At 74.3% G+C, this 23,560-nt stretch carries 22 protein-coding genes and 2 pseudogenes; 16 read left to right on the top strand and 8 right to left on the bottom strand.

Annotated elements, in window-relative coordinates; all coding sequences use genetic code 11:
- Positions 1–1,908 precede the first annotated feature (1,908 nt).
- The 5 genes and pseudogenes from lepB (BJP25_RS35735) to BJP25_RS20445 form a co-directional block, all read left to right on the top strand.
- Positions 1,909–2,817: pseudogene (gene lepB, locus BJP25_RS35735) on the top strand (signal peptidase I); the annotation flags it as partial.
- Positions 2,818–3,747: a signal peptidase I gene (gene lepB, locus BJP25_RS20460; RefSeq protein WP_084794262.1), complete on the top strand. Its 930-nt coding sequence runs from the start codon at positions 2,818–2,820 to the stop codon at positions 3,745–3,747.
- 6 nt (positions 3,748–3,753) lie between these two features.
- The gene (gene lepB / locus BJP25_RS20455) at positions 3,754–4,635 is read left to right on the top strand and encodes a signal peptidase I (RefSeq protein ID WP_075976608.1); all 882 of its coding nucleotides are present in this window, start codon (positions 3,754–3,756) and stop codon (positions 4,633–4,635) included.
- Complete coding sequence (locus BJP25_RS20450; protein WP_075976607.1) at positions 4,632–5,417, top strand: ribonuclease HII; 786 nt, start codon at positions 4,632–4,634, stop codon at positions 5,415–5,417. The genes lepB (BJP25_RS20455) and BJP25_RS20450 overlap by 4 nt, the downstream gene beginning before the upstream one ends.
- Positions 5,414–5,737, top strand: a complete 324-nt coding sequence (locus BJP25_RS20445) for a DUF2469 domain-containing protein (protein WP_075976606.1) — start codon at positions 5,414–5,416, stop codon at positions 5,735–5,737. Before BJP25_RS20450 ends, BJP25_RS20445 begins: the two co-directional genes overlap by 4 nt.
- Here the strand turns inward: BJP25_RS20445 and dprA are convergent.
- The 3 genes from dprA to BJP25_RS20430 all read right to left on the bottom strand — a co-directional run bounded on the left by dprA (position 5,734) and on the right by BJP25_RS20430 (position 8,955).
- A complete protein-coding gene (gene dprA / locus BJP25_RS20440) occupies positions 5,734–6,879 on the bottom strand; it encodes a DNA-processing protein DprA (protein WP_075976605.1) in 1,146 nt (381 codons plus the stop codon). The genes BJP25_RS20445 and dprA overlap by 4 nt on opposite strands.
- 196 nt (positions 6,880–7,075) lie before the next feature.
- Positions 7,076–8,596, bottom strand: coding sequence for a YifB family Mg chelatase-like AAA ATPase (locus tag BJP25_RS20435; RefSeq protein WP_075976604.1), 1,521 nt, complete (start codon positions 8,594–8,596; stop codon positions 7,076–7,078).
- The gene (locus BJP25_RS20430) at positions 8,596–8,955 is read right to left on the bottom strand and encodes a YraN family protein (protein WP_075976603.1); all 360 of its coding nucleotides are present in this window, start codon (positions 8,953–8,955) and stop codon (positions 8,596–8,598) included. The genes BJP25_RS20435 and BJP25_RS20430 overlap by 1 nt, the downstream gene beginning before the upstream one ends.
- A gap of 220 nt (positions 8,956–9,175) precedes the next feature.
- Here BJP25_RS20430 and BJP25_RS20425 point away from each other — a divergent pair, with 220 nt between their 5' ends.
- Together BJP25_RS20425 and BJP25_RS20420 are read left to right on the top strand one after the other, a co-directional pair.
- Positions 9,176–10,234 carry a tyrosine recombinase XerC gene (locus tag BJP25_RS20425; RefSeq protein ID WP_075976734.1) on the top strand — a complete coding sequence of 353 codons (1,059 nt, stop codon included), beginning with the start codon at positions 9,176–9,178 and terminating at the stop codon, positions 10,232–10,234.
- Complete coding sequence (locus tag BJP25_RS20420) at positions 10,206–11,117, top strand: FliA/WhiG family RNA polymerase sigma factor (protein ID WP_408607170.1); 912 nt, start codon at positions 10,206–10,208, stop codon at positions 11,115–11,117. Before BJP25_RS20425 ends, BJP25_RS20420 begins: the two co-directional genes overlap by 29 nt.
- Positions 11,118–11,174: 57 nt before the next feature.
- Here BJP25_RS20420 and BJP25_RS20415 read toward each other — a convergent pair.
- Positions 11,175–11,624 (bottom strand): annotated as a pseudogene (locus BJP25_RS20415) (M23 family metallopeptidase); the annotation flags it as partial.
- 400 nt (positions 11,625–12,024) lie between these two features.
- Here BJP25_RS20415 and rpsB point away from each other — a divergent pair.
- From rpsB to BJP25_RS20390, 5 genes are all read left to right on the top strand, one after another.
- Positions 12,025–12,876 carry a 30S ribosomal protein S2 gene (gene rpsB / locus BJP25_RS20410; protein WP_075976601.1) on the top strand — a complete coding sequence of 284 codons (852 nt, stop codon included), beginning with the start codon at positions 12,025–12,027 and terminating at the stop codon, positions 12,874–12,876.
- Between the two features lie 42 nt (positions 12,877–12,918).
- The gene (gene tsf, locus BJP25_RS20405) at positions 12,919–13,734 is read left to right on the top strand and encodes a translation elongation factor Ts (RefSeq protein ID WP_075976600.1); all 816 of its coding nucleotides are present in this window, start codon (positions 12,919–12,921) and stop codon (positions 13,732–13,734) included.
- A gap of 98 nt (positions 13,735–13,832) precedes the next feature.
- Positions 13,833–14,564 carry a UMP kinase gene (gene pyrH, locus BJP25_RS20400; RefSeq protein ID WP_075976599.1) on the top strand — a complete coding sequence of 244 codons (732 nt, stop codon included), beginning with the start codon at positions 13,833–13,835 and terminating at the stop codon, positions 14,562–14,564.
- Between the two features lie 16 nt (positions 14,565–14,580).
- Positions 14,581–15,138, top strand: coding sequence for a ribosome recycling factor (frr, locus tag BJP25_RS20395; RefSeq protein ID WP_075976598.1), 558 nt, complete (start codon positions 14,581–14,583; stop codon positions 15,136–15,138).
- A 75-nt stretch (positions 15,139–15,213) separates the two neighbouring features.
- Positions 15,214–16,059, top strand: a complete 846-nt coding sequence (locus BJP25_RS20390; RefSeq protein ID WP_233158180.1) for a phosphatidate cytidylyltransferase — start codon at positions 15,214–15,216, stop codon at positions 16,057–16,059.
- 9 nt (positions 16,060–16,068) lie between these two features.
- On the opposite strand, the gene BJP25_RS20385 is transcribed toward BJP25_RS20390, so the two are convergent.
- Positions 16,069–16,989, bottom strand: coding sequence for a VOC family protein (locus BJP25_RS20385; protein ID WP_233158179.1), 921 nt, complete (start codon positions 16,987–16,989; stop codon positions 16,069–16,071).
- Between the two features lie 89 nt (positions 16,990–17,078).
- Here BJP25_RS20385 and BJP25_RS20380 point away from each other — a divergent pair, with 89 nt between their 5' ends.
- Positions 17,079–17,822: a class I SAM-dependent methyltransferase gene (locus BJP25_RS20380; protein ID WP_075976597.1), complete on the top strand. Its 744-nt coding sequence runs from the start codon at positions 17,079–17,081 to the stop codon at positions 17,820–17,822.
- Between the two features lie 40 nt (positions 17,823–17,862).
- On the opposite strand, the gene BJP25_RS20375 is transcribed toward BJP25_RS20380, so the two are convergent.
- Complete coding sequence (locus tag BJP25_RS20375; RefSeq protein ID WP_233158178.1) at positions 17,863–18,576, bottom strand: PadR family transcriptional regulator; 714 nt, start codon at positions 18,574–18,576, stop codon at positions 17,863–17,865.
- Between the two features lie 145 nt (positions 18,577–18,721).
- Between BJP25_RS20375 and BJP25_RS20370 the strand changes: the two genes are divergently transcribed.
- The 3 genes from BJP25_RS20370 to BJP25_RS20360 are packed head-to-tail and all read left to right on the top strand — an operon-like array spanning position 18,722 to position 22,602.
- Positions 18,722–19,336 carry a hypothetical protein gene (locus BJP25_RS20370; protein WP_075976596.1) on the top strand — a complete coding sequence of 205 codons (615 nt, stop codon included), beginning with the start codon at positions 18,722–18,724 and terminating at the stop codon, positions 19,334–19,336.
- A gap of 35 nt (positions 19,337–19,371) precedes the next feature.
- Entirely contained in the window at positions 19,372–20,475 is a 1,104-nt protein-coding gene (gene rlmN, locus BJP25_RS20365; RefSeq protein ID WP_075976595.1) for a 23S rRNA (adenine(2503)-C(2))-methyltransferase RlmN, read from the top strand.
- A gap of 33 nt (positions 20,476–20,508) precedes the next feature.
- A complete protein-coding gene (locus tag BJP25_RS20360; RefSeq protein WP_075976594.1) occupies positions 20,509–22,602 on the top strand; it encodes a GmrSD restriction endonuclease domain-containing protein in 2,094 nt (697 codons plus the stop codon).
- Positions 22,603–22,621: 19 nt separating this feature from the next.
- Here the strand turns inward: BJP25_RS20360 and BJP25_RS20355 are convergent, their stop codons facing one another.
- Complete coding sequence (locus BJP25_RS20355) at positions 22,622–23,110, bottom strand: beta-class carbonic anhydrase (RefSeq protein ID WP_075976593.1); 489 nt, start codon at positions 23,108–23,110, stop codon at positions 22,622–22,624.
- A gap of 158 nt (positions 23,111–23,268) precedes the next feature.
- Positions 23,269–23,541 carry a DUF2631 domain-containing protein gene (locus BJP25_RS20350; protein ID WP_075976592.1) on the bottom strand — a complete coding sequence of 91 codons (273 nt, stop codon included), beginning with the start codon at positions 23,539–23,541 and terminating at the stop codon, positions 23,269–23,271.
- Between the last annotated feature and the right edge of the window lie 19 nt (positions 23,542–23,560).

The following is a 23,560-nucleotide window of genomic DNA, read 5'->3' as shown; positions in this document are numbered from 1 at the left end:
GTCTCCCGCCGTTCCGCCGAGCGCGGTGCCGACACCCCCGCCGAGCCGGACGAGCACTCGACCAAGGCCTCGGAGCAGCAGCGCCCGGAGGCGTCGCGGCACGCCAGCACCACGCCCGCGAACACCTCCAATCCTTCGAGCACCTCCGAGCCCGCGAACACCGCCGAGTCCTCGAACACCTCCACGAGCCGCGCCGCCACCCGTCCCAGCCCCGCCGACTCCACGCGCGCAGCCAGGACCACCGCGTCCGGCAGCCCGGACGCCGAGGCGCGTCGCACCCCGCCCAGCCACCTCGCCGGGACCGACGGCGAAGCCCGGCCCGACGCCGCAGCGAGCAGCACCTCGACTGCCCGCGCGGAGTCCACCCGGACAGGTGAGTCCGCTCAGCAGCGCGGCGAAGCGGGCCACGCGTCGTCCAGCCACTCCGCGGAGTCCACGCGGGGAGCGCGGGCGGCTTCCTCCCTCAGCCGCGCCTCCCAGTCCGCTCAGGCGAGCACGCGATCGGACGCCTCCGCCGCCGATGCGGCCGAGAACACCGCCTCCCGCAACGGTTCCGGCGAGTCCGGGTCGGCTGTCGGGACGCACCGCTCGCGGTCCACCGCCGACGCCGAGTCCACCGACCCAGCGGGGAACACCTCCTCTCACAACGGGTTCGCTGATTCCGCCGGTGCCTCGGGCACCACGCCGTCCCACAGCCGGTCGAGCGAGCCCGACCGGTCCGCGGGCCGCGCCTCCGGCACCGGCCGCCCCGGGCACGCCAGGTCCACCGCGGGCCCGGCCGAGCCCGAGCCCTCCCACAGCCGCGGCGCGGCCGACCAGGGCACCGGTGCGACGCGGGGGCGGCGCGCGGCCGCGGGAACCGAGCCGGGCAAGCCCGCCGAGAACCCCGGGACCAGGGCCGCCCACGCCGCAGGCGCCGAAGGCCGCGCCGCCGACGCGGCCCGCATCGGGGACGCGCTGCCGAAGCGGTCCCGGCGCGCGGGCCAGTCCGCCGACACCCGCCCGGGGCAGTCGACCGCGGCGGGCGCGACCGGACGGGACGGCGCCACCGCCGACCGGCGCCGCGCCCAGCAGGACGCGACCACCCCGCCCCCGCACCGCAACGAGGTCACCACGGCCGCCACCACCTCGGCCGTCACCACCAACGCGGGCACGACCAACGCCATCCCGACCATCCCGGCGGACGCCGAGTCCCTCGACGACGTGCCCATGTCGCGGCCGCGCCGGGTCACCCCGCCCAGCGGGCGGATCGAGGTCGACCCCTCCCGGCACCTGACCCAGCCGGTCCCGCGCCGCAAGCGGCCACTGCCCCCCGAGAGCGACGCCGAGAGCACGATCCTGCTGCCCAAGGTCCCCAAGGACGACGGCACCCGGCGCCCGGACGCCCGCAACGCGAGCCCCGGCACCGCGCCCGCCCGCCGCCCGGAGCGGACCCAGCCGCCCGCGCGCCGCAGCGAGCAGCCCGCCGAGGGCACGGCACCCGCCCGGCGCGAGCCGGTCCAGGACAGCACCGGTCAGGACAGCACCGGTCAGGACACCGCAGGCCGAACCGGCGGCGCGCGCGCCATCGGGCCCGCCGCGCCCCCGAACGCTGAGCGCCCCGACGCCGCGCCGCGAGCCCTCGCCCCGTCGACCGCGGAGGCCGAGCAGCCCGAGCAGGCCGATGGCGACAAGCCCGGGCGCCGCCCCGCCGCCACCGGCACGCACCGCGCGGTCAAGCCCGCCGAGGCGGGCGCGCCCACCGGCAGCCACCGGGCGGTCAAGCCCGCCGAGCGCCGCGACCGCACCACCGGCAGCCAGCGCGTCGTCCGCGACGCCGCCACCACCGAGGCGCCCGCGCGCACCCGCCCGCCCGGCGAGCGCACCGGCCGCCGCGCCCGGGGCGACCTCGACGCGCCCACCGAGCAGGTCGCCCCGGTCCGCAGGCGGCGGGCCCGCCCGCGGCCCGACCCGGAACCGGAGGAGCAGCGCCCGAACGGCAAGCGCGGCAAGCACCGCCGGGCCCCGCGCAGGCAGCCGCTGTGGCGGGAGATCCTGGTGCTGGTCGGCGTCGCGCTGCTGCTGACCTTCCTCATCCAGCACTTCATCGGCCGCGTCTACTCGATCCCCTCCGGGTCGATGGAGCAGACCCTGCACGGCTGCCCCGGCTGCACCGGCGACCGGGTGTTCGTCGACAAGGTCGTCTACAACTTCCACGACCCGCGCCCCGGCGACGTGGTGGTGTTCGAGGGCCCCAACACCTGGACCGAGAACGACGTCGAGACCGAGGAGCCGTCCAACGGCTTCGTCAAGGCGCTGCGCTGGACCGGGTCGTTCATCGGCATCGCCCCGCCCGACGAGCGCGACTTCGTCAAGCGCGTCGTCGCCGTCGGCGGGCAGACCGTGGAGTGCTGCGACAGCGAGAACCGGGTGATGGTCGACGGCAAGGCGCTCGACGAGCCCTACATCTACTGGGAGTTCGGCGGCCCCGACGAGCGCCAGAAGTTCAGCCGGGTTACCGTGCCCGAGGGCACACTGTGGGTGATGGGGGACAACCGGGGGAACTCCTCGGACTCCCGCTTCCAGGGTGGCGGCGGCGTCCGGGGGGTCGTCCCGCTCGGCAAGGTCATCGGCAAGGTGCGCTACATCGTGCTCCCGCCGTCGCGCTGGCGCGGCGTGGGCGACCACAACCCGCAGGCGGGCCCTGAGCTGTCTGCGGCCGAGTGGCAGCAGCGGCTCCCGCTGGGGATCGGGTTCGCCGCGGCGTGGCCGGTCCTGCTGCTGACCAGGCGGGCGCGCGCCGCCCTGCTGCCGCGCATAGTGAGGAAGGCTGAATAGTTGTCCGACGACAGCGGTGCCGTGCCGGGGGATCGACGCGGTGCCGGGGAGACCGGCGCCGAGCCGGGCGGGAAAGACAAGCAGGCCAAGAAGAAACGCCCGTTCTGGGTCGAACTGCCCATCCTGGTCGTCATCGCCCTCGGGCTCACCGTGGTGATCCAGTCGTTCATCGCCAGGGTCTTCGTCATCCCGTCGGAGTCGATGGAGAAGACGCTGCACGGCTGCGCGGGCTGCACCGGTGACCGGGTGCTGGTCGACCGGGTCGTGTACTACTTCCGCGACCCGCAGCCCGGGGACGTCGTGGTGTTCAAGCGCCCCGACACCTGGGACCGGACCGGCCTGGGCGAGGAGAACCCCAACCCGGTGCTGGCCTGGTTCCAGGACCTCGCCGCGCAGTTCGGGGTGGGCACGCCCAGCGAGGAGGACGTGGTCAAGCGCGTCATCGCCGTCGGCGGGCAGACCGTGGAGTGCTGCGACGAGCAGGACCGGGTGCTGGTGGACGGCAAGCCGCTCGACGAGCCCTACCGCAACCACATCTTCCCCGACGACAAGCAGGACGGCTTCCCGAAGATCACCGTGCCGCAGGGCAAGCTGTTCGTCCTGGGCGACAACCGCAACAACTCCCGGGACTCGCGCTCGCAGGGCGGCGGCGGGGAGAACGGGTTCGTCCCGGTCGACGACGTCATCGGCAAGGCGCGCGCGGTGATCCTGCCGCCGTCGCGCTGGCAGGGCGTCGGCGACCACGACCCGCAGGCGTCGGCGCTGTCGGCCCCGGCGTGGTCGGCGGCGATCCCCCTCGGCGCCGGGCTCGCCGGTGCCTGGCCGGTGCTCTGGCTCGGCCGCCGCACCCGCGACCGGCTGCGCCCGGTCCCCGGTCCGCGCCCCGACGAGCCCCGCCCCGACACCGAGCCGGGCCGCGGCACCGAGTAGGCGGGCGTGGCCGAGGAACCGCAGGGGCCACAGGGCCCGCAGGACCCGCAGGACCCTGGCGGCGCGGAGGGCGAACCGCGCCGCCCGGCCGCGCGGAAGAAGCGGTCGTTCTGGGTGGAACTGCCCATCCTGGTTGTCATCGCGCTGGTGCTGACGTTCCTGCTCCAGTCCTTCGTCGTGCGGGTGTTCGTCATCCCCTCGGAGTCGATGGAGGCGACCCTGCACGGCTGCCCCGGCTGCACCGGCGACCGCGTGCTGGTCGACCGGGTCGTCTACTACTTCCGCGACCCGGCGCCCGGTGACGTGGTGGTGTTCTCCCGCCCCGGCACCTGGAACCGCTCGGAGTTCACCGCCGACCGGTCGGCCAACCCGGTCGTGCGCGGGTTGCAGGAGGTCGGGTCGGTGTTCGGCCTGGCCACCCCCGACGAGGACGACGTGGTCAAGCGCGTCATCGCCGTCGGCGGGCAGACCGTGCGGTGCTGCGACGAGCGCAACCGGGTGACGGTGGACGGCACCCCGCTCGACGAGCCCTACGTCCACCACGAGGCCGACACCGGCACCACCCAGGAGCCGTTCGCGGACGTGCCGGTGCCGCAGGGCATGCTGTTCGTGATGGGCGACAACCGCAACAACTCCGGAGACTCCCGCACCCAGGGCGGCGGCGGGGCGAACGGCCTGGTCCCGGTCGACAACGTGATCGGCAAGGCGCGCGCGGTGATCCTGCCGCCGTCGCGCTGGCAGGGCGTCGGCGACCACGACCCGCAGGCCCTCTCGGCCCCCGCCTGGCAGGCGGGCGTCCCGGCGGGCGTCGGGCTCGCCGCCGCGTGGCCGGTGCTGTGGACCGGCAGGCGGTTGCGCGACCGGCTCGGCGCGGTGGTGCGCCGGTGACGGCCGAGCTGATCCGCCCGCCGCGCGCGGTGGTGCGCCGCGACTCGGGCACGTGGAGCCTGCAGACGGCCCTGCACCGCCGGGGGCTGGGCCCGGTGGCCGGGGTCGACGAGGCGGGCCGGGGTGCGTGCGCCGGTCCACTGGTGATCGCCTCCTGCGTGCTGCGGCCCGGCGACGCGGTGCGCCTCGACGGGCTGACGGACTCCAAGCTGATGACGGCCGCGGCTCGCGACCGGATGTACGACCTCGTGCTGGCCAGGGCGCTCGACCACGCGGTCGTCGTGGTGCCCACCGCCGAGGTCGACCTCAAGGGCGTGCACGTGGCCAACATCGAGGGCATGCGCCGGGCCGTGGCCCGGCTGGCCACCCACCCCGGGTACGTGCTGACCGACGGCTTCCGGGTGCCCGGGCTGACCGCCCCGAGCATGCCGGTGGTCAAGGGCGACCAGGCCGCGGCCTGCGTGGCGGCGGCGTCGGTGCTGGCCAAGGTCACCAGGGACCGGGTCATGGCCGGGCTGCACGAGCAGCTGCCCGAGTACCGCTTCGACGTGCACAAGGGCTACTGCACGGGCCTGCACTCGCGCGCGCTGGCCGAGCACGGGCCCAGCCACGAGCACCGCTGGTCCTACGCGAACGTCGCCGCGGCCGGGCTGCGGCACGGCCTGCGCGCGCCGCACCGGGTGGCGCTGAGTGTGGCGGCGGCCGCCGTGGTCCAGAATGGGGGCTCCCCGCCGGTCGACGGGGACCGCGGACCACGACCAGGAGGGGCGCGCAGGGGATGAGCGCGGAGGATCTCGAGAAGTACGAGACCGAGATGGAGCTGCAGCTCTACCGGGAGTACCGCGACATCGTGGGCCAGTTCGCCTACGTCGTGGAGACGGAGCGCAGGTTCTACCTGGCCAACGGCGTGGACGTGCAGGTCCGCGACGCCGACGGCGAGGTCTACTTCGAGGTCCGCATGTCGGACGCGTGGGTGTGGGACATGTACCGCCCGGCGCGCTTCGTCAAGAACGTCCGGGTGATCACGTTCAAGGACGTCAACGTCGAGGAGCTGGACAAGCCCGACCTGCGGCTGCCCGAGGACGGTCCGTTCGGCGGCTAGCACGGCGCGCCCCCGGTGGCCCTGCGCCACCCGTGCTCACCCGCGCGGGCGAGTCCGGTCAGCTCCAGTTCGGTGAGCAGCGCCCGCACCCGCTCCAGCGGCACGCCCGCGGCCGCCGCCACCTCCTGCGGGGAGCTGCCGCCGCCGCGGGGCAGCGCCTCGTGCACGCGCAGCGCCTGGTCACCGAGCCCGTCGGTGGCCCGCGCCGGGCTGTCCGGCCGCGCCGCCAGCTCACCGATGTGCCCGGTCGCCTCCAGCACCTCGCTGACGCTGGTCACCAGCTCGGCGGTGCGGCCCCGCAGCAGCTCGTGGCAGCCCTGCGACTTCGCCGAGGTGATCGGGCCGGGCACCACGCACAGCGGTTTGCCGAGCTGGGCGGTGGTGGTCGCGGTGTTGCGGGCGCCGCTGCGCACCCCCGCCTCCACCACCACCGTGCCCGCCGCCAGCCCCGCGACCAGCCGGTTGCGGACCAGGAAGCGGTGCTTGGCCGGTGGCGTACCCGGCGGGTACTCGCTGACCACCGCCCCGGACCCGGTGATGGCCTTGAGCAGCCGGGCGTGCTGGGCGGGGTAGGCGCGTTCCACGCCGCAGGCCAGCACGGCCACCGTCCGGCCGCCGCGGTTGAGCGCGCCGCGGTGCGCGGCCCCATCGATGCCGTAGGCGGCACCGGACACCACGGTCACCCCCGCGTCGCCTGCGAGCCCGTACCCGAACTCGGCGGCCACGTGCTCGCCGTAGGAGGTGGCCGACCGGGACCCCACGACCGCGACCGCCCGCTGCACCAGCTCGTCCAGCGGCAGCCCGCGCACCCACAGGGCCAGCGGCGGGGCCGCCCACCGCAAGCCCCGGCGGAAGGCGTTGGCCAGCGGCAGCAGGGCCCAGCCCGGCCACTCGTCGTCCTCGGGCACCACCAGGCGGGCGCCGATCGCGGCGCCGTCGGCCAGGTCCTGCGCGGCGAGGTCGAGCGCCCGCCGCCCGGAGGTCTCCTCGTCGACCACCCCCGCGACCTCGCCGGAGCGCACCGCCTCGGCGGCGGCGACCGGCCCGACCCGCTCGACGAGCGCGTGCAGGGCTCCGGCCGGGGGTTCCGCGACGCGCAGCAGGTACGCGCGTGCTCGTCGCACCTCGTCCCGGTCAGCCACGGCGCACCGCCGCTGACCGGGTGGGGCGTGTCGGCGGGGGTGGCGCCGTTCGTGGACAGGGTGGTCGGCGCACGGTGGCGGCGAGGGGCAGCGCCTTGGGCAGCAGGGCGGACATCGGGCGGGGCAGTGCGGTGTTCACGGGCAGTGCGGTGTTCACGGCATCTCCTCGGTCGTCGGGGCTGGGTCGTCCGGTGGGTCAGGGCAGGGGTGCGTGGTGGCCGCGGAAGTGCAGCGCGGACGCCACGTGGTCGGGGGTCGGCGCGGGGGCGCGGGCCAGGTCGGCGAGGGTCCAGGCGACCCGGGCGCACCGGTCGACGCCGCGGGCGCTGATCAGGCCCCGGGTGAGGCAGGTGTCCAGCAGCTCCATCGACTCCCGGGGCAGCGGGTGGTGGCGGTGCAGCTCCGGCCCCGGCACCTCGGCGTTGGTGTGCCAGCCGTGCCCGGCCCACCGGTGCTCGGCGCGGTCGCGCGCCTGCACGACCCGCTCGCGCACCACCGCCGTCGCCTCCGGCGGGGTGGTGTCCGCACGGGCCGCCGCGGAGCTGGCCCGCATCCGCACCCGCAGGTCCACCCGGTCCAGGACCGGGCCGGACAACCGCGCCAGGTACCGGCGGCGGGCCTGCGGGGTGCAGGTGCAGTCGGCCTCCTGCGGCGGCGCGCACGGGCAGGTGTTGGTGGCCAGCACCAGCTGGAACCGGGCCGGGTAGCGCACCACCCCGTCGCGGCGGGCCAGCCGGATCTCGCCCTCCTCCAGCGCCGTGCGCAGCGCCTCCAGCCGGTTCGCCGGGAACTCGCAGGCCTCGTCGAGGAACAGCACGCCGCGGTGGGCGCGGCTGATGGCGCCCGGCTTGGCCTGGCCGACGCCGCCGCCGACCAGGGCCGCGACGCTGGCGCTGTGGTGCGGGGCGAGGAACGGCGGCACCGTGACCAGCGGCGAGTCCGCCAGCAGCGCACCGGCGACCGAGTGGATGGCGGTGACCTCCAGGGCCTGGTCGCGGGCCAGCGGGGGCAGCAGGCCGGGCAGCCGCTTGGCCAGCATCGTCTTGCCGGTGCCCGGCGGGCCGGACATCAGCAGGTGGTGGCCGCCCGCCGCGGCGACCTCCAGCGCCCAGCGGGCGTCGGGCTGGCCCACCACGTCCACCAGGTCCGGCGGCGGTCCGCCGGTGTGCGGGGGAGCCGGGTCGGGGCGGACCAGGGCGTCGGGGGTGCCGGTCGCCCAGGCGATCACGTCGGTGAGGCGGTCGGCGCCCAGCACCTCCAGGCCGTCGACCAGCGACGCCTCCCGCAGGGCCGGGGTGGGCACGATCGCCCGGGTGCACCCGCCGCGGCGGGCGGTGAGCAGCAGGGGCAGCACGCCGCGCACCGGGCGCAGCCTGCCGTCGAGGGCGAGTTCGCCGAGCAGGACCGTGCCGTCGAAGGGCGGGGCGGGCAGCTTGCCGTCGGCCTGCAGCACCGCCACCGCCAGCGGCAGGTCGTAGCCCGAGCCGGACTTGTGCAGGTCCGCGGGGGACAGCGACAGCGTGACCAGCTGGTCGGGCCAGCGCAGCCCGCTGTTGCGCACCGCGGCGCGCACCCGGTCGCGCGCCTCGTTGAGCGCGGCGTCGGGCAGCCCGACGATGTGCGTGCCCGGCTTGCCGCCACCGATGTCGGCCTCGACCTCGACCGGGCAGCCGTCGACCCCGTGCAGGGCGGCGGAGAAGACCTTCGCCAGGACCATCAGAACGCACCCCGCAGGTGGCGGACCTTGGCCGGGCCGTCCGGGGGCAGCAGCACCGCGACGATGTCGAAGCGCACCCGGCACGGCCGGACGCCGTGGTCGGTCCGCCAGCGCTCGGCCAGCGCCCGGACCCGCTCGGCCTTGGCGTCGTCGACGGCCTCGGCCGGGGTGCCGAACCCGGTGCCGGACCGGGTCTTGACCTCGACGACCACCAGGCCGCCGCCGTCGGCGCAGACCAGGTCCAGCTCGCCCAGCGGGCAGCGCCAGTTGCGCGCCAGCACCACCAGTCCGGTGTCCCGCAGGTAGCGGGCGGCCACGGACTCGCCGCGCCTGCCCAGGGTGATGTGCGGTGCCCCCATCGGTTGCTCCTCGTCGGTTCTGATCCGCTGCGGATCGCTCACCACCGACGATCGCGGCTGGTGGGGGCCCGTGCCAGGGTCGCCGCCCGCCTGTGGATGGTTCGAGGGGCTGTGGATGGGCGCGGCCCCCGCCGCCGGGGCTGGGTCGGGCGTGGCGGTGCTTGACCCCCGCCGCGGGCCGGGTCAGGGTTTCCCGGTGGCGGGCGCGGGGCGGGTGGACGTGGGCCGGGTGCGGGCGGGGCTGCCCGCGCCGGTGCGGCAGGTCCTGGACCAGTACGAACGGCACCTGGCGAAGGAGCGCGACCTGTCCGCGCACACCGTCCGGGCCTACCTGGGGGATGTCGTGTCCCTGCTGGGGTTCACTCTGGGTGCACTCGGACCGGATTTAGCGCCCACGTCACCCCGAATGGGTGAAATCTTGTCATCGGACGATGAGGGTGCACCGCAGGAAAGCGGCACCGCTGAATCGAATGACCAAGATCGACAACCGGCCGCGGGCGACCTCGCCGCGGCGGGCCTCGACCTCGCCGCGCTGCGGGCGTGGCTGGCCGCGCAGCGGGCGGCGGGCGCCGGGCGGACGACCCTCGCGCGGCGCGCCGCCGCGGTCCGCACCTTCACCGCGTGGGCCCACCGGCGGGGTCTGCTCGACCCCGACCCGGGCGTCCGGTTGGTGGCCCCGAAGCGCCACCGGACGCTGCCGACCGTGCTCCGGGCGGACCAGGCGGAGGGGGTGATGGCGGCCGCCGCCGCGGGCGCGCGCGAGCTTGATCCGGTGGCGGTGCGTGATCACGCGATCGTGGAACTGCTGTACGCGACGGGTGTGCGGGTGTCGGAGCTGTGCGGGCTCGACGTCGACGACGTCGACCTGGGCAGCAGGCTGGCGCGCGTGCTGGGCAAGGGCGGCAGGGAGCGGGTGGTGCCCTTCGGCGCCCCCGCCGCGGACGCGCTCGGGACGTGGCTGGATGTGGGACGTCCGTCCCTGGCGCGTCCCACCTCGCCCCCGGCACTGTGGTTGGGGGCGAGGGGCGGGCGGTTCGGGGCGACCTCCGTACGGCGTATCGTGCACCTCGCCGCGGCGGCCGCGCCGGGCGCCGCGGACGTGGCACCGCACGGGCTTCGTCACTCTGCGGCAACACACCTGCTCGAAGGAGGTGCTGACCTTCGTAGCGTCCAGGAGCTACTCGGTCACGCTACGCTCGCAACGACCCAGCTCTACACCCACGTGACCGTCGAACGGCTGAAGGCGATCCATGACCGAACCCACCCCCGCTCCCGCTGAGGGGGCCGGGCCCGCGACCCCCGGGCGCCCCCCGGTGGCTGCGCAGGGCCAGGTGAACGGCCATGCCTTCTTCGGGGAAGGCAGCTCGGGCGTGCTGCCCGGGGACAACCGCACCGCCGACGACGTCGAGGCGGGCATCGTCGCGCTCTGGCGCGCCTACGGCGACCGCCGCGACCAGGGCCTGCGCGACCGGCTGGTGCTGCACTACGCGCCGCTGGTCAAGTACGTCGCGGGCCGCGTCGGCACCGGGCTGCCCTCGCACGTCGAGGTCTCCGACCTGATCCAGTCCGGCATCTTCGGCCTGGTCGACGCGATCGAGAAGTTCGAGCCCGAGCGCGGGCTGAAGTTCGAGACCTACGCCATGCAGCGCATCCGCGGCGCCATCCTCGACGACCTGCGCGCCCAGGACTGGGTGCCGCGCACCGTGCGCGGCCGGGCCCGCGAGGTCGAGCGCGGCATCGAGCGCCTGGGCGCCAAGCTCCAGCGCACCCCCACCGACGCCGAGCTGGCCGACGAGCTCGGCCTCGGCGTCGACGAGCTGCGCGAGGTCTACGCCCAGCTCCAGCTGACCAGCGTGGTCGCGCTCGACGAGCTGGCCGCGGCCGGGCGGGGCGCGAACTCGCTGGCCGACATCCTCGAGGACGAGACCGCCGACGACCCGGTGGCGCTGCTGGTCGACCAGGACAACCGGCGCGCCCTCGCCGAGGCCATCGGCCTGCTCGTCGAGCGCGACCGGGTCGTGGTGACCCTCTACTACTTCGAGAACCTGACCCTGGCCGAGATCGGCCGCGTCCTCGGCGTCACCGAGTCCCGGGTCTGCCAGCTGCACACCAGGGCGGTGCTGCGGCTGCGGGCCAAGCTGATGGAGACCGCCGACGCCTGACGCGGCGGGCAGCAGGCGCACCCGGGCCGGGCGCACCAGCCGCAGCGGGTCCAGGTACTCCTCGCCGCGCCGCAGGCCCCAGTGCAGGCACGCCGCCACCGGGCAGCCCGGGTGCCCCGCCACCAGCGACCCCAGCGGGTCGCCCCGGCGCACCGTGGTCCCGACGACCGCGGACGGCACGACGGGTTCGTAGGTCGTGCGCAACCCGCCCTGGTGCCGCACCGACACCACCCCGCGCTCGACGACCGGCCCGGCGAACACCACCACCCCGTCGCCCGCCGCCAGCACGGGCTCGCCCGGCGCTCCCGCCAGGTCGACGCCCCGGTGCCCCGGTCCGTACGGGGACGCGGGCGGCTCGAACGGCCGGGCTACCGCGCGCGGGGGAGACAGCGGCCAGCCGAACCGGGTGGGCGGCGGGCCGGGCGCGGTCGCACCCGCCCCGGCGGGCGTGGACAGCAGCACCCACACTGCCACGAGCGCGGCGCAGATGCGCAGGTCAGACCTCATGGACCCAGGATCGCGAGCGCGGGGGGAAGAGCGCAGCACCGGACCTCCGCCTGTGGACAACCCAGGGGGCTGTGGACAGCCGAAGGGCAGCGCGGAGGGCAGCGCGGAGGACAACAGTGCCTCCGATTCCCGCCCCCGGGAGGTGGCGGCGTATGCTTTCCCCCGCACCCGGTGCGAGCGCCGGGTGACTTCGCGTGCCAGTGCTCCCGCGGTCGTTCGCAGCGACCGCGACCCAGGACGCCCGGCGGTCCCGACCGCACCCGCAGACCAGCGTGTGCGCAGGGTCCGGCCGTCCGCACGGCACCAGGGCCGAGGACCACCGGTTCCCGGCGACAACCGAGCAGGCGCTGCGGGCTGTTGTGGCCCGCCGCGCCCGGAGAAGAAGAGGGCGATCCAGGCCATGGCCGTCGTCACCATGAAGCAGTTGCTCGACTCCGGCGTGCACTTCGGGCACCAGACCCGCCGCTGGAACCCGAAGATGAAGCGGTACATCCTCACCGACCGCAACGGCATCTACATCATCGACCTGCGCCAGACGCTGACCTACATCGACCGCGCGTACGAGTTCGTCAAGGAGACCGTCGCCCACGGCGGTCACATCCTGTTCGTCGGCACCAAGAAGCAGGCGCAGGAGGCCATCGCCAACGAGGCGCAGCGCGTCGGCATGCCCTTCGTCAACCAGCGCTGGCTGGGCGGCATGCTCACCAACTTCACCACCGTGCACAAGCGCCTCCAGCGCCTCAAGGAGCTGGAGTCGATGGAGCAGACCGGTGGCTTCCAGGGTCTCACCAAGAAGGAGATCCTGATGCTCACCCGCGAGAAGGACAAGCTGGAGCGCACCCTGGGCGGCATCCGCGACATGGCGAAGGTCCCCTCCGCCATCTGGATCGTGGACACCAAGAAGGAGCACATCGCCGTCGGCGAGGCGCGCAAGCTCAACATCCCGATCGTGGCGATCCTCGACACCAACTGCGACCCGGACGAGGTCGACTACCCGATCCCGGGCAACGACGACGCGATCCGCTCCGCGGCGCTGCTGACCAAGGTCGTCGCCGAGGCCGCGGCCGCCGGTCTGATCGCCCGCTCGGGCGCGCGCGGCGGCGGCTCGGACAAGCCGGAGGTCGGCGCGTCCGAGGAGCCGCTCGCCGAGTGGGAGAAGGAGCTGCTGGTGGGCGCCGAGACCGCCGCCGCCGACGGCGAGCAGGCCGCGGCCGCGGTGGAGACCGCGACCGAGACCCCCAGCGAGTCCTGATCCCCCGCGCCAACCGAACTCACGAGGACGGATAAGTACGCGATGTCGAACTTCACCGCGGCCGACGTCAAGAAGCTCCGGGACCTGACCGGTGCCGGGATGATGGACTGCAAGAAGGCGCTGACCGAGACGGACGGCGACTTCGACAAGGCCATCGAGATCCTGCGGATCAAGGGCGCCAAGGACGTGGGCAAGCGCGCCGAGCGCGCCACCGCCCAGGGCCTCGTCGCCGCCGCCGACGGCGTCATGGTCGAGCTGAACTGCGAGACCGACTTCGTCGCCAAGAACGACGAGTTCATCCAGCTGGCGGACAAGGTCGTCGCCGCGGCCAAGGCCGCCGGTGCCGCCGACCTGGAGGCCGTCAAGGCCGCCCAGCTCGACGGGCAGACCGCCGAGGAGGCCGTGCAGGCCCTGTCGGCCAAGATCGGCGAGAAGCTGGAGCTGCGCCGCGCGGTGGCCTACACCGGCACGGTCAGCACCTACCTGCACCGCCGCTCCTCCGACCTGCCCCCCGCCGTGGGCGTGCTGGTCGAGTACACCGGCGACAACGAGGAGGCCGCCCGCGCGGCCGCCATGCAGATCGCGGCGATGCGCCCCCGCTACGTCACCCGCGACGAGGTCCCCGAGGACGTCGTGGCCAACGAGCGCCGCATCGCCGAGGAGACCGCGCGCGAGGAGGGCAAGCCCGAGGCCGCCCTGCCGAAGATCACCGAGGGCCGGGTCAACGGCTTCTTCAAGGACGTCGTGCTCCTGGAGCAGTCCTCGGTGCTGGACTCGAAGAAGACCGTCAAGGCGGTGCTGGACGAGGCGGGCGTGACCGTCACCGGCTTCGCCCGGTTCGAGGTCGGCCAGTCCTGACCGAGGACCTCGACGTGACCGGCGCTCTGCCCCGCCCCCGCACCCCCGGGGGCGGGGCAGAGCCGCGAGTAGGGCGACCAGCGGGAAGGGTTGATGGCGTGGGTGCTGTGCGCGAGGGCGGCTTCAAGCGGGTGCTGCTCAAGCTCGGCGGCGAGATGTTCGGCGGGGGCGGCATCGGCGTCGACCCCGACGTGGTGCTGACCGTCGCCCAGCAGATCGCGGACGTCGTCCGCGGCGGCGTGGAGTGCTCGGTGGTCATCGGCGGCGGCAACTTCTTCCGCGGCGCCGAGCTCAGCCAGCGCGGCATGGACCGCGACCGGGCCGACTACATGGCCATGCTCGGCACCGTGATGAACTGCCTGGCCCTCCAGGACTTCCTGGAGAAGGAGGGCATCGACACCCGCGTGCAGACCGCCATCACCATGGGCCAGGTCGCCGAGCCCTACATCCCGCGCCGCGCCGAGCGGCACCTGGAGAAGGGGCGCGTGGTCATCTTCGGCTCCGGGGTGGGCATGCCCTACTTCTCCACCGACACCGCCGCCGCCCAGCGCGCGCTGGAGATCGGCTGCGAGGCGGTGCTGATGGCCAAGGCCGTCGACGGGGTGTTCGACTCCGACCCGCGCACCAACCCGGACGCGACGATGTTCAGCGAGATCACCCACCGCGAGGTGCTCGAGCGCGGCCTCAAGGTCGCCGACGCCACCGCGTTCAGCCTGTGCATGGACAACAACATGCCGATCATCGTGTTCAACCTCCTGACGGAGGGGAACATCGCCCGCGCGGTGCGTGGTGAGAGGATCGGCACGCTGGTCAGTACGCCCACCGCGTGAGCAACTAGGAGCTGCCTTGATCGACGACACCCTCCTCGAGGCCGAGGAGAAGATGGAAGGCTCGGTCACCAGGGCCAAGAACGACATGGCCTCGATCCGCACCGGCCGGGCCAACCCCAACATGTTCGCCCGCATCACGGTCGAGTACTACGGCGCCCCGACCCCGCTGAACCAGGTGGCCAGCATCAGCATCCCCGAGGCCAGGATGGCGCTGATCAAGCCGTTCGACGCCTCCTCGCTGGGCGCGGTCGAGAAGGCCATCCGCGAGTCCGACCTCGGCGTGAACCCGTCCAACGACGGCAACGTCATCCGCGTGGTGTTCCCGCAGCTGACCGAGGAGCGCAGGCGCGAGTTCGTCAAGGTCGCCAAGGGCAAGGGCGAGGACGCCAAGGTGGCCATCCGCAACGTCCGCCGCAAGGCCAAGGAGGAGCTCGACCGCCTGGTCAAGGACGGCGAGTCCGGCGAGGACGAGGTCGTGCGCGCGGAGAAGGAGCTGCAGAACCTGACCGACAAGTACGTCGGGCAGGTCGACGAGCTCGTCAAGCACAAGGAGGCCGAGCTGCTGGAGGTGTGAGCCTCCCGCGGTGAGGGGAACACGATGGCCGGACCGGTGGGAGAGCTGGAGCATGGTGCACGGGGAGGGGTCGCGGTGACCTCGGCGGCGGCCGGGGGACCGCCGAAGACCTCGCGCGCGGGGCGCAACCTGCCCGCGGCGATCGCGGTCGGGGTGGTGCTCGGCGCCGCGGTGCTGCTCTCGCTGTTCCTGGTCCGGCACGTGTTCCTCGGGATCGTGGCGCTGGCCGTGGCCGTGGCGACCTGGGAGCTGGCGGACGCGCTCAAGCGCGGCGCGGGCATCGAGGTCGCCCGCTGGCCGGTGCTGGTGGGCGGGCAGGCGATGGTGTGGCTGGCCTGGCCGTTCGAGCGGGCCGGGGTGATGGGCGCGTTCACCGTGACCGTGCTGGTCTGCCTGCTCTGGCGGCTGCGCGGCGGGGTCGACGGGTACCTGCGCGACGCCAGCGCCTCGGTGTTCGCCGCGGCCTACGTGCCGATGTTCGCCTCGTTCGCGGCCATGCTGGTGCTGCCCGAGGACGGTGCCCACCGGGTCCTGTCCTTCCTCATCCTCGTGGTCAGCTCGGACACCGGCGGCTACATCGCGGGCGTGCTGTTCGGCAAGCACCCGATGGCACCGGTGATCAGCCCGAAGAAGTCCTGGGAGGGCTTCGCCGGGTCGCTGGTCGCGGGCGTGGTGGCGGGCGGGCTGGTGCTGCCCCTGCTGCTGGGCGGCCAGTGGTGGCAGGGCGTGGTCTTCGGCGTCGCGCTGGTCGCCACGGCCACCCTGGGCGACCTGGTGGAGTCGGTGATCAAGCGCGACCTGGGCGTCAAGGACATGGGCACGCTGCTGCCCGGCCACGGCGGCCTGATGGACCGGATGGACTCGCTGCTGCCCTCGGCCGTGGTGTCCTGGCTGCTGCTGCGCCTGTTCCTGCCCGGCTGAGCGCCGGGCTCAGTCGTCGAACGGGTCGTCGTTGTTGCTGCCGACCTCGTCCTCGAACACCGGCAGCGCGTCGCTGCGGTCGAGCACGGTGAACTCCGCGCCGGTCGGGTCCGCGACCACCGCGGCCCGGCCGAAGGGGGAGTCGAACGGCGCCACGGTGACCCGGCCGCCGAGCCGCACCGCCCGCTGCGCCACCCTGTCGGTGCCCACCTCGGGGTCGACCTCGAAGAACACCATCCAGTGCGGCGGTGTGCCGGGGTCGAACTCGCCGCCCATCCGCAGCCTGCCCAGCACCTCCTCGCCGTTGACCGTCCAGCTGGTGTAGTCGAACGCCTCGCCGTCGCCCATCTGGGCGATGTCGAAGCCGAACAGGGCGGCGAAGAAGGTGTCCGCGGCCGCGCCGTCCCAGGTGTTGAGCTCGGCCCAGGTGAACGCGCCGGGGAAGCCCGTGCCCAGCCGCCAGTCCCGGTCCTGGCGCCAGAACCCGATCGCCGCGCCGCTGGGGTCGGCGGCCACCAGCAGCCCGCCCTGCCCGGGCACCTCCGTCGGCTCGGCCAGCACGTGCCCGCCGAGGTCGCGGACCCGCTCGGCGGTGTTGAGCGTGTCGCCGACGGTCAGGTACAGCGTCCAGGCGGGCGGCTGGTCGCCCTGGGGGGTGTGCAGGCCCGCGACCGGCTGGTCATCGACGGTCGCCAGGACGTAGCCGTCCTCCCCGACCTTGAACGACCAGCCGAGCAGCCCGGCGTAGAACGTCGAGCACGTGCGCGGGTCGGTGGTGGCGAGCTCCACCCAGCAGGGTCTGCCGGGCATGCCCGCGGGGATCTCGTCGAGGGAGCTGATCGGCACCGGGACCTGCAGGACCGGCAGCGGGTCGGTCGGCACGTCCGTCGTCAGGTCGGTCACAGCGGGGTGGGACTGGTCGATCGCCATGTTGAGGAATACCTCATCGGGCGGCGAAGGTAACTCGGTCGAGTGGTTCGGTCCGCGGGCGCTCGCACCGCGTGTGGTTCGCTGGGGGCATGGGTCTGGTGTCTCGGTTCGTCTCGTCGCTGCGCGCGGGGGCGGTGCTGCCGAGCCCGAACATCTGGCAGTGGCCGGAGGTCTACGAGGCCGAGAACCGGGCGCAGGACGTCGACGGGGCCGTGTGGGCGGCCCTGGAACCGCTCGCCGACTGGACCGGCGACGTGCTCGACGTGGGCTGCGGCGACGGGTTCCACCTGCCGCGCTTCGCGGCGCGGGCCCGGTCCGTGCTGGGCGTGGAACCGCACCCGCCGCTGGTGGGGCGGGCCGCGGCCCGGGTGGCGGACCTGCCAGGGGTGTCGGTGCTGCCCGGGTCGGCGCAGGACCTGCCGGTGGCGGACTCGTCGGTGGACGTGGTGCACGCCCGCACCGCCTACTTCTTCGGCCCGGGGTGCCAACCGGGGCTGCGCGAGGCCGACCGGGTGCTGCGCCCGGGCGGCGCGCTGGTCGTGGTGGACCTCGACGGGCGCCACGAGCCCTACGGCCGGTGGCTGCGCGCGGACCTGCCGTCCTACCGCCCGGCCGAGGTCGACCGGTTCTTCGAGATCGAGGGCTTCTCCCGCACGCGGGTGACGACCACCTGGCGGTTCCCCGACCGCCCGACCCTGGAGGCGGTGCTGCGGATCGAGTTCTCCCGCGCCGTGGCCGAACGGGCCGCCGCGGAGGTGGCCGGGCTGGCGTTCCCCGTCGGCTACCGGGTGCTGTCCCGGCGCAAGCCGCGCGGGCTGGTGGTCGGCCGCTGACCCGGCCCCGGCGGCGCGCCGGGACCGGGCCGCCCGCGGCTCACTCCGCCGCGGGGGTGCCGGGCTCCCGCTCGCCGAGCAGGGCGTAGAGGTCGCGGCGGGCGCCGTCGAGGATGTCGGCCGCGCGCTGCTGCTGGGCGGGCGAGCCCGCCTGGGAGACGGCGTTGGCCGCGCCCATCAGCTGCCCCAGCGCGTCGCGCAGGGTGTGCTCGGCGGGGTCGACGCCGCGGGTGGCCTGCTCCCACGGCGGGGTCGCGTCCAGCGCCTCGGCGGCGGCGGTGCCGTCCTCGGTCAGCTCGAACAGCCGCTTGCCGCCCTCGCCGTCCACGCCGCGGACGAGGCCCTCGTCGGCCAGCAGTTGCAGCGTCGGGTACACCGAGCCGGGGCTGGGCTTCCAGATGCCGCCGCTGCGCGCGGCGATCTCCTGGATCATCTCGTAGCCGTGCATGGGCCGCTCGGTCAGCAGCGCCAGCAGGGCGGCGCGGACGTCACCGCGCCCGCGCCGGTGCCCGCGGTGCCCGCCGGGGCCGCGCCGGTGGCCGCGGCCGAAGGGGCCGCCGGGGAACGGGCCGCCGGGGAACGGGGGGGTGGGCGGGAACGGGGGGAAGGGCGGGGTCATCTCGTCGGCCTCCGGGTCGAAGTCGTGGCCGCGGTCGGCGAAGCGGTGCGCGAAGCGGCGGGCGTGGGGGTGCTGGTCGGCGTGGTCGGGTCGGTGGTGGCGGCGCCAGGGGCCGCGCTGGTGCTCGGTGCGCATTGTCGTCTCCTGCTGGTGTCTCCTCGCGGCGGGGATCGCTCGCGATAGGTCAACGATATATCGGAAGCTATCGCGATGCAACGATGAGTGTCGGTGAGCCCGGTCATGTCGGAACCAGGGGGTGGGGCACGACGTCAGAGCCTGCATGCGCACGGTGAACGCGGTGGGGGCTGCGGTGCTGTGCGCCGCCCTGGGGTTGGCGGGCTGCGCCCGGTCGACGAGCGGTACGGCGGTCGGCGTCGAGGGGCGCACCGCCGCGACGAGCACGTCGGCGGCTCCGGAGGTCGACGCGGACGACGTGCGCTGGATGGACCGGTTCTGCGGGGCGGGGAAGGTGCTCGTCACCGCCGCCGAGACGATGGGGGCGCCCAGCACGTCCAGCGACCCGGCCGTGCTCCGGACGGAGTTCCTGGACCTCGCGAACCGGTTCGTCGGGGTCCTCGACACCGCCCTGGGCGACCTGCGCGGGCTGCTCCCGTCGCCCGCGCCCGAGGTCGACCCCGACCTCGAAGGGCTCGTCGACGGCCTCGACCAAGCCCGCGCCGCCATCGCCTCGGCCCGCGACGACGTCCAGGCCGCCGACCCGCTGACCGTCGAGGTCTACCGCTCCGCCGTCGACCGGTTCGGCACCGGGCTGCGGGGCCTGAACTCCGCGCTCACCGCCCAGGACGGCCTCGACCTGCCCGACCGGCTCGTCGAGGCGGGGGCGCGGGCCAAGAACTGCTCAGCCGCCGCGAGCCCGCCGACGACGACCCGGTAGGAGCACCCCCGCGGGCGTGGGAGAATGGGGTGGTTATGACTGCACTCCCGCTCGTCTTCGACGCCCCCAAGCGCGGCCTGCCGCCGCGCCACCTCGCCGACCTGTCCACCGAGCAGCGCCGGGCCGCGGTCGCGGAGCTGGGCGAGAAGGCGTTCCGGGCCACCCAGCTGTCCACCCACTACTTCGGCAGGCTCACCGCCGACCGTGAGGCGATGACCGACATCCCGGCCGCCGCCCGAGACCGGCTCGCCGACGGCCTGCTGCCCCGGCTGCTCACCCCCGTCCGCCACGTCACCTGCGACGACGGCGACACCCGCAAGACCCTGTGGAAGGCCCACGACGGCACGCTCCTGGAGAGCGTCCTCATGCGCTACCACGACCGCACCACGCTGTGCGTGTCCAGCCAGGCGGGCTGCGGCATGGCCTGCCCGTTCTGCGCCACCGGCCAGGGCGGCCTGCAGCGCAACCTGTCCACCGCCGAGATCGTCGACCAGGTCCGCGCCGCCGCCGCGGCCATGCGCGACGGCGAGCTGGGCGAGCCCGGCAGGCTGTCCAACATCGTCTTCATGGGCATGGGCGAACCGCTGGCCAACTACAAGCGCGTGGTCGACGCCGTGCACCGCATCTGCGACCCGGCCCCGGCGGGCCTGGGCATCTCCCAGCGCTCGGTCACCGTCTCCACCGTCGGCCTCGTCCCGGCCATCCGCAAGCTGGCCGAGGAGGGCCTGTCGGTCCGCCTCGCCGTCTCCCTGCACACCCCCGACGACGAGCTGCGCGACACCCTGGTCCCGGTCAACACCCGCTGGAAGGTCGCCGAGGTCCTCGACGCCGCCCGCCTCTACGCCGACCGCACCGGCCGCCGCGTCTCCATCGAGTACGCCCTCATCCGCGACGTCAACGACCACCCCTGGCGCGCCGACCTGCTCGGCAAGCTCCTGCGCAAGCACCTCGGCCCACTCGCCCACGTCAACGTCATCCCGCTCAACCCCACCCCCGGCTCCCAGTGGGACGCCAGCCCCAAGCCCGTCGAGCGCGAGTTCGTCCGCCGCGTCAACGCCGCAGGCGTCTCCTGCACCGTCCGCGACACCCGCGGCCAGGAGATCGCCGCCGCGTGCGGCCAACTCGCCGCCGAAGGCTGACCCCGACCCGCCACCCCGGCATAGTGGTGCACCGTGGACACCGCCGTGCTGACCCCGCTGCAGGTCTTCAACCTCCCCCAGCACCTGGTCATCCCGCGCTTCCAACGCCGCTACGTCTGGGACGAGGAGCGGCAGTGGCGGCCGCTGTGGGACGACGTGCGGCGGGTGGCCGACGCGCGCCTGGCTGACCCGCTCGGCCAAGCGGTGCACTTCCTCGGGGCGATCGTCGTGCAATCCGTGCCCAACGCCGTGGGTGCGGTGCAGGTGCGGCAGGTGATCGACGGCCAGCAGCGGTTGACGACCTTGCAACTGCTCATGGACGCCATCGCCGGGGTGTTGGAGGGGCGCGGGCTGGACAACCTCGCCAAGCAGCTCGACGGGCTCACCCACAACGCCGAGCACTTCGTGGCGAGCGCCGAGGACCGGCTCAAGCTGCGCCAGACCAACGACGACCGCGACGCCTACGGCGAGGTGATGAGGGCCGACCCGCCGGTGGACTACGCGGCGTTGGCGCACGGCGGCAGCAAGCCCGCGCGGGCGCACCGGTTCTTCTCCGAGCGGGTCGAGGAGTGGCTGGGAGATGAAGACGACGCCGGGCGGGCGCAGGCGTTGGCGTTGGCGGTCACCCAGGCCCTGCAGCTGGTGGTGATCGACCTCAAGGCGGACGAGAACTCGCAGGAGATCTTCGAGACCCTCAACGACCGGGGGCAGCCGCTCACCGCCGCCGACCTGGTCAAGAACTTCGTGTTCCAGCAGCTCGCGGTCGAGGGCGCGGACGTGGACGCGGCCTACGAGCGGGACTGGCCGTTCGACGCGCCGTTCTGGGAGCAGGACGTGGCCTCGGGCGGGTACCCGCTCAGCCGGGGGTCGCTGTTCATCAACCAGTGGCTGACCTCGCGCACCGGGGAGGAGGTGTCCCCGCGGCAGACCTTCACCCGGTTCAAGGCGTTCGTCAACCACGGCGGGGTGTCCGTGGCCGAGCTGCTGCCGGTGCTGCGGGTGCAGGCCGAGCTGTACCAGCGGTGGGCGGTGCGGGCCGAGGACCCGACCGCTGACCTGGGGCCCGTCGAGCTGTCGGTGTACCGGACGCAGGTCAGCGGCATCGAGGTGACCAAGCCGCTGTTGATCTGGTTGCACGAGCCGGGGGCGGAGCGACCGCCCGCGGTGGTGGCGGGGGTCGTGCGGGCCGTGGAGAGCTGGGTGTTCCGGCGGTTGCTGCTGCGGCTGCCCGGGACGGACCTGGGGCGCGTCGTCGCGGAGCTGATCAGCAACCACCGGGGTACCGCGTCGGCGGAGCTGGAGCGGGCGGTCGTCGAGCACCTGGCGCGGTTGGCCGTGGTGAGCACCTACTGGCCGGGGGACGAGCAGGTGCGGCGGGCGATGGGCACCGAGTTCGCCTACACGCGGTTCCGGCGGGGAAGGCTGCGGATGTTCCTGGAGACCGCCGAGGACCACCTGCGGGGGTACACCAGCGCGAAGCCGCTGGCGGGGCACCGGGTGCCGCGCGGGCGGTACACCGTGGAGCACCTGCTGCCGCAGAGCTGGGACGAGCACTGGCCCGTCGACGGGGTGGCGGCGGCGGAGGAGCGCCGGGCGCACGTGCACCGGCTGGGCAACCTCACGCTGCTGACCGGTGCGCTCAACACCAAGGTGGCCAACGGGCCGTGGGCGCTGAAGCGGGCAGCCCTGCATGACCACGACGTGTTCCTGTTGAACAAGCGGGTGTGCGAGGCCTCGGTGGAAGGCTGGGACGAGGGGCGCATCGACCGGCGGACCGGGGAGCTGGTCGACGCGCTGCTGGCGACCTGGCCGGTGCCCGAGGGGCACGTGGGCGAGGTGCGCGACCCGCTGCCCGCCGCGCTGCCCTGGGTCGGGGTGCGCCACCTCGTCGGGGCGGGCCTGCTGGTGCCCGGGGACCGGCTGCTGAGCAGGCCCGGCACCTGGGGCGAGCGGGTGGCGGTGGTGCGGGCGGACGGAGACCTGGACGTGGACGGGCGGGTGTTCGACACGCCGTCTGCGGCGGGGAAGTTCGCCAAGGGGGATGGCGGCAGCACGAACGGGTGGAAGTTCTGGCGGCTGGCCGACGGGCGCAGCCTGGCCGACCTGCGGGCCGCCTACCAGGGGTAGCGGCCCGCGGGGCGCGGGGTCAGGAGACCTCGGTGAGCTTGCCGGTCGCGACGTCGAAGACGAAGCCGCGGACCTGGTCGGTGTGCGGGATGAAGGGGCTGGCCTTGATGCGGGCGATGGACTGGCGGACGTCGGCGTCGAGGTCGGGGAAGGCCTCGGCGGACCAGGCGGGGCGGATGCCGGTGTCCTGCTGGATGCCGTCGCGGAAGTCCTGGTCGGTGAAGGTGAGCATGCCGCAGTCGGTGTGGTGGATGAGGATGACCTCGCGGGTGCCCAGCAGGCGCTGGGAGATGGCCAGCGAGCGGATCTCGTCGTCGGTGACGACGCCGCCCGCGTTGCGGATGACGTGCGCCTCGCCCTCCTGCAGGCCGAGCACGCCGTAGACGTTGATCCGGGCGTCCATGCAGGCCACGACCGCCACGCCCTTGGCGGGCGGCAGGGGCAGCGGCCCGGTGAAGTTCTCCGCGTAGCTGGCGTTGTTGGCGAGCAGCTCGTCCGTGACGGACATGGTCGTGCCTCCGAGGCAGGTCGACGCCGGGTGGTGGGGTCGACACAACTGCGCTCATGCGCATGCCGCAACGCGCGCCCAGCAGATGGACCAAGGGCGTCGACCGGTGGCCGGTCGACGCCCTCAGCGGTACAACAGGGGGTCGCGCCCCCGGCGGCTCAGCGCCGCCAGGAGGTGCGGGCCTTGTGGGCCTTCCAGCCGATGCCCGCCAGCATCACGACGCCGATGCCGATGAGCCACAGGTCCTCGGTGCGGGTCTCGTGGTTGCCGATCAGCATCGCGAACATCGCCAGGGCGCAGAACACGCCCGCGATCACCGTGCCCCGGGGGAACCCGCCGTGCCAGCCCCACTCGGCCGACGGCTCGTCCGCCGGGCTGACCGCGTGCGCGGCGTCCGTCGTCTGCCGCTTCTCCAGCTCCGTGCCAGCCACGTCCGTCCTCCTGCGATGC

The sequence above is a fragment of the Actinokineospora bangkokensis genome (assembly GCF_001940455.1).
Taxonomy (GTDB): Bacteria; Actinomycetota; Actinomycetes; order Mycobacteriales; family Pseudonocardiaceae; genus Actinokineospora; species Actinokineospora bangkokensis.
This window is presented reverse-complemented; position numbering and strand designations above follow the sequence as displayed.

Excerpts from the sequence above, each read along its gene's own strand:
- BJP25_RS20445 (WP_075976606.1), top strand. The coding sequence starts at position 5,414 with ATGAGCGCGGAGGATCTCGAGAAGTACGAGACCGAGATGGAGCTGCAG.
- BJP25_RS20435 (WP_075976604.1), bottom strand. The coding sequence starts at position 8,596 with ATGGTCCTGGCGAAGGTCTTCTCCGCCGCCCTGCACGGGGTCGACGGC.
- BJP25_RS20430 (WP_075976603.1), bottom strand. The coding sequence starts at position 8,955 with ATGGGGGCACCGCACATCACCCTGGGCAGGCGCGGCGAGTCCGTGGCC.
- BJP25_RS20420 (WP_408607170.1), top strand. The coding sequence starts at position 10,206 with ATGACCGAACCCACCCCCGCTCCCGCTGAGGGGGCCGGGCCCGCGACC.
- rpsB (WP_075976601.1), top strand. The coding sequence starts at position 12,025 with ATGGCCGTCGTCACCATGAAGCAGTTGCTCGACTCCGGCGTGCACTTC.
- tsf (WP_075976600.1), top strand. The coding sequence starts at position 12,919 with ATGTCGAACTTCACCGCGGCCGACGTCAAGAAGCTCCGGGACCTGACC.
- BJP25_RS20385 (WP_233158179.1), bottom strand. The coding sequence starts at position 16,989 with ATGGCGATCGACCAGTCCCACCCCGCTGTGACCGACCTGACGACGGAC.
- BJP25_RS20380 (WP_075976597.1), top strand. The coding sequence starts at position 17,079 with ATGGGTCTGGTGTCTCGGTTCGTCTCGTCGCTGCGCGCGGGGGCGGTG.
- BJP25_RS20375 (WP_233158178.1), bottom strand. The coding sequence starts at position 18,576 with ATGCGCACCGAGCACCAGCGCGGCCCCTGGCGCCGCCACCACCGACCC.
- BJP25_RS20370 (WP_075976596.1), top strand. The coding sequence starts at position 18,722 with ATGCGCACGGTGAACGCGGTGGGGGCTGCGGTGCTGTGCGCCGCCCTG.
- rlmN (WP_075976595.1), top strand. The coding sequence starts at position 19,372 with ATGACTGCACTCCCGCTCGTCTTCGACGCCCCCAAGCGCGGCCTGCCG.
- BJP25_RS20355 (WP_075976593.1), bottom strand. The coding sequence starts at position 23,110 with ATGTCCGTCACGGACGAGCTGCTCGCCAACAACGCCAGCTACGCGGAG.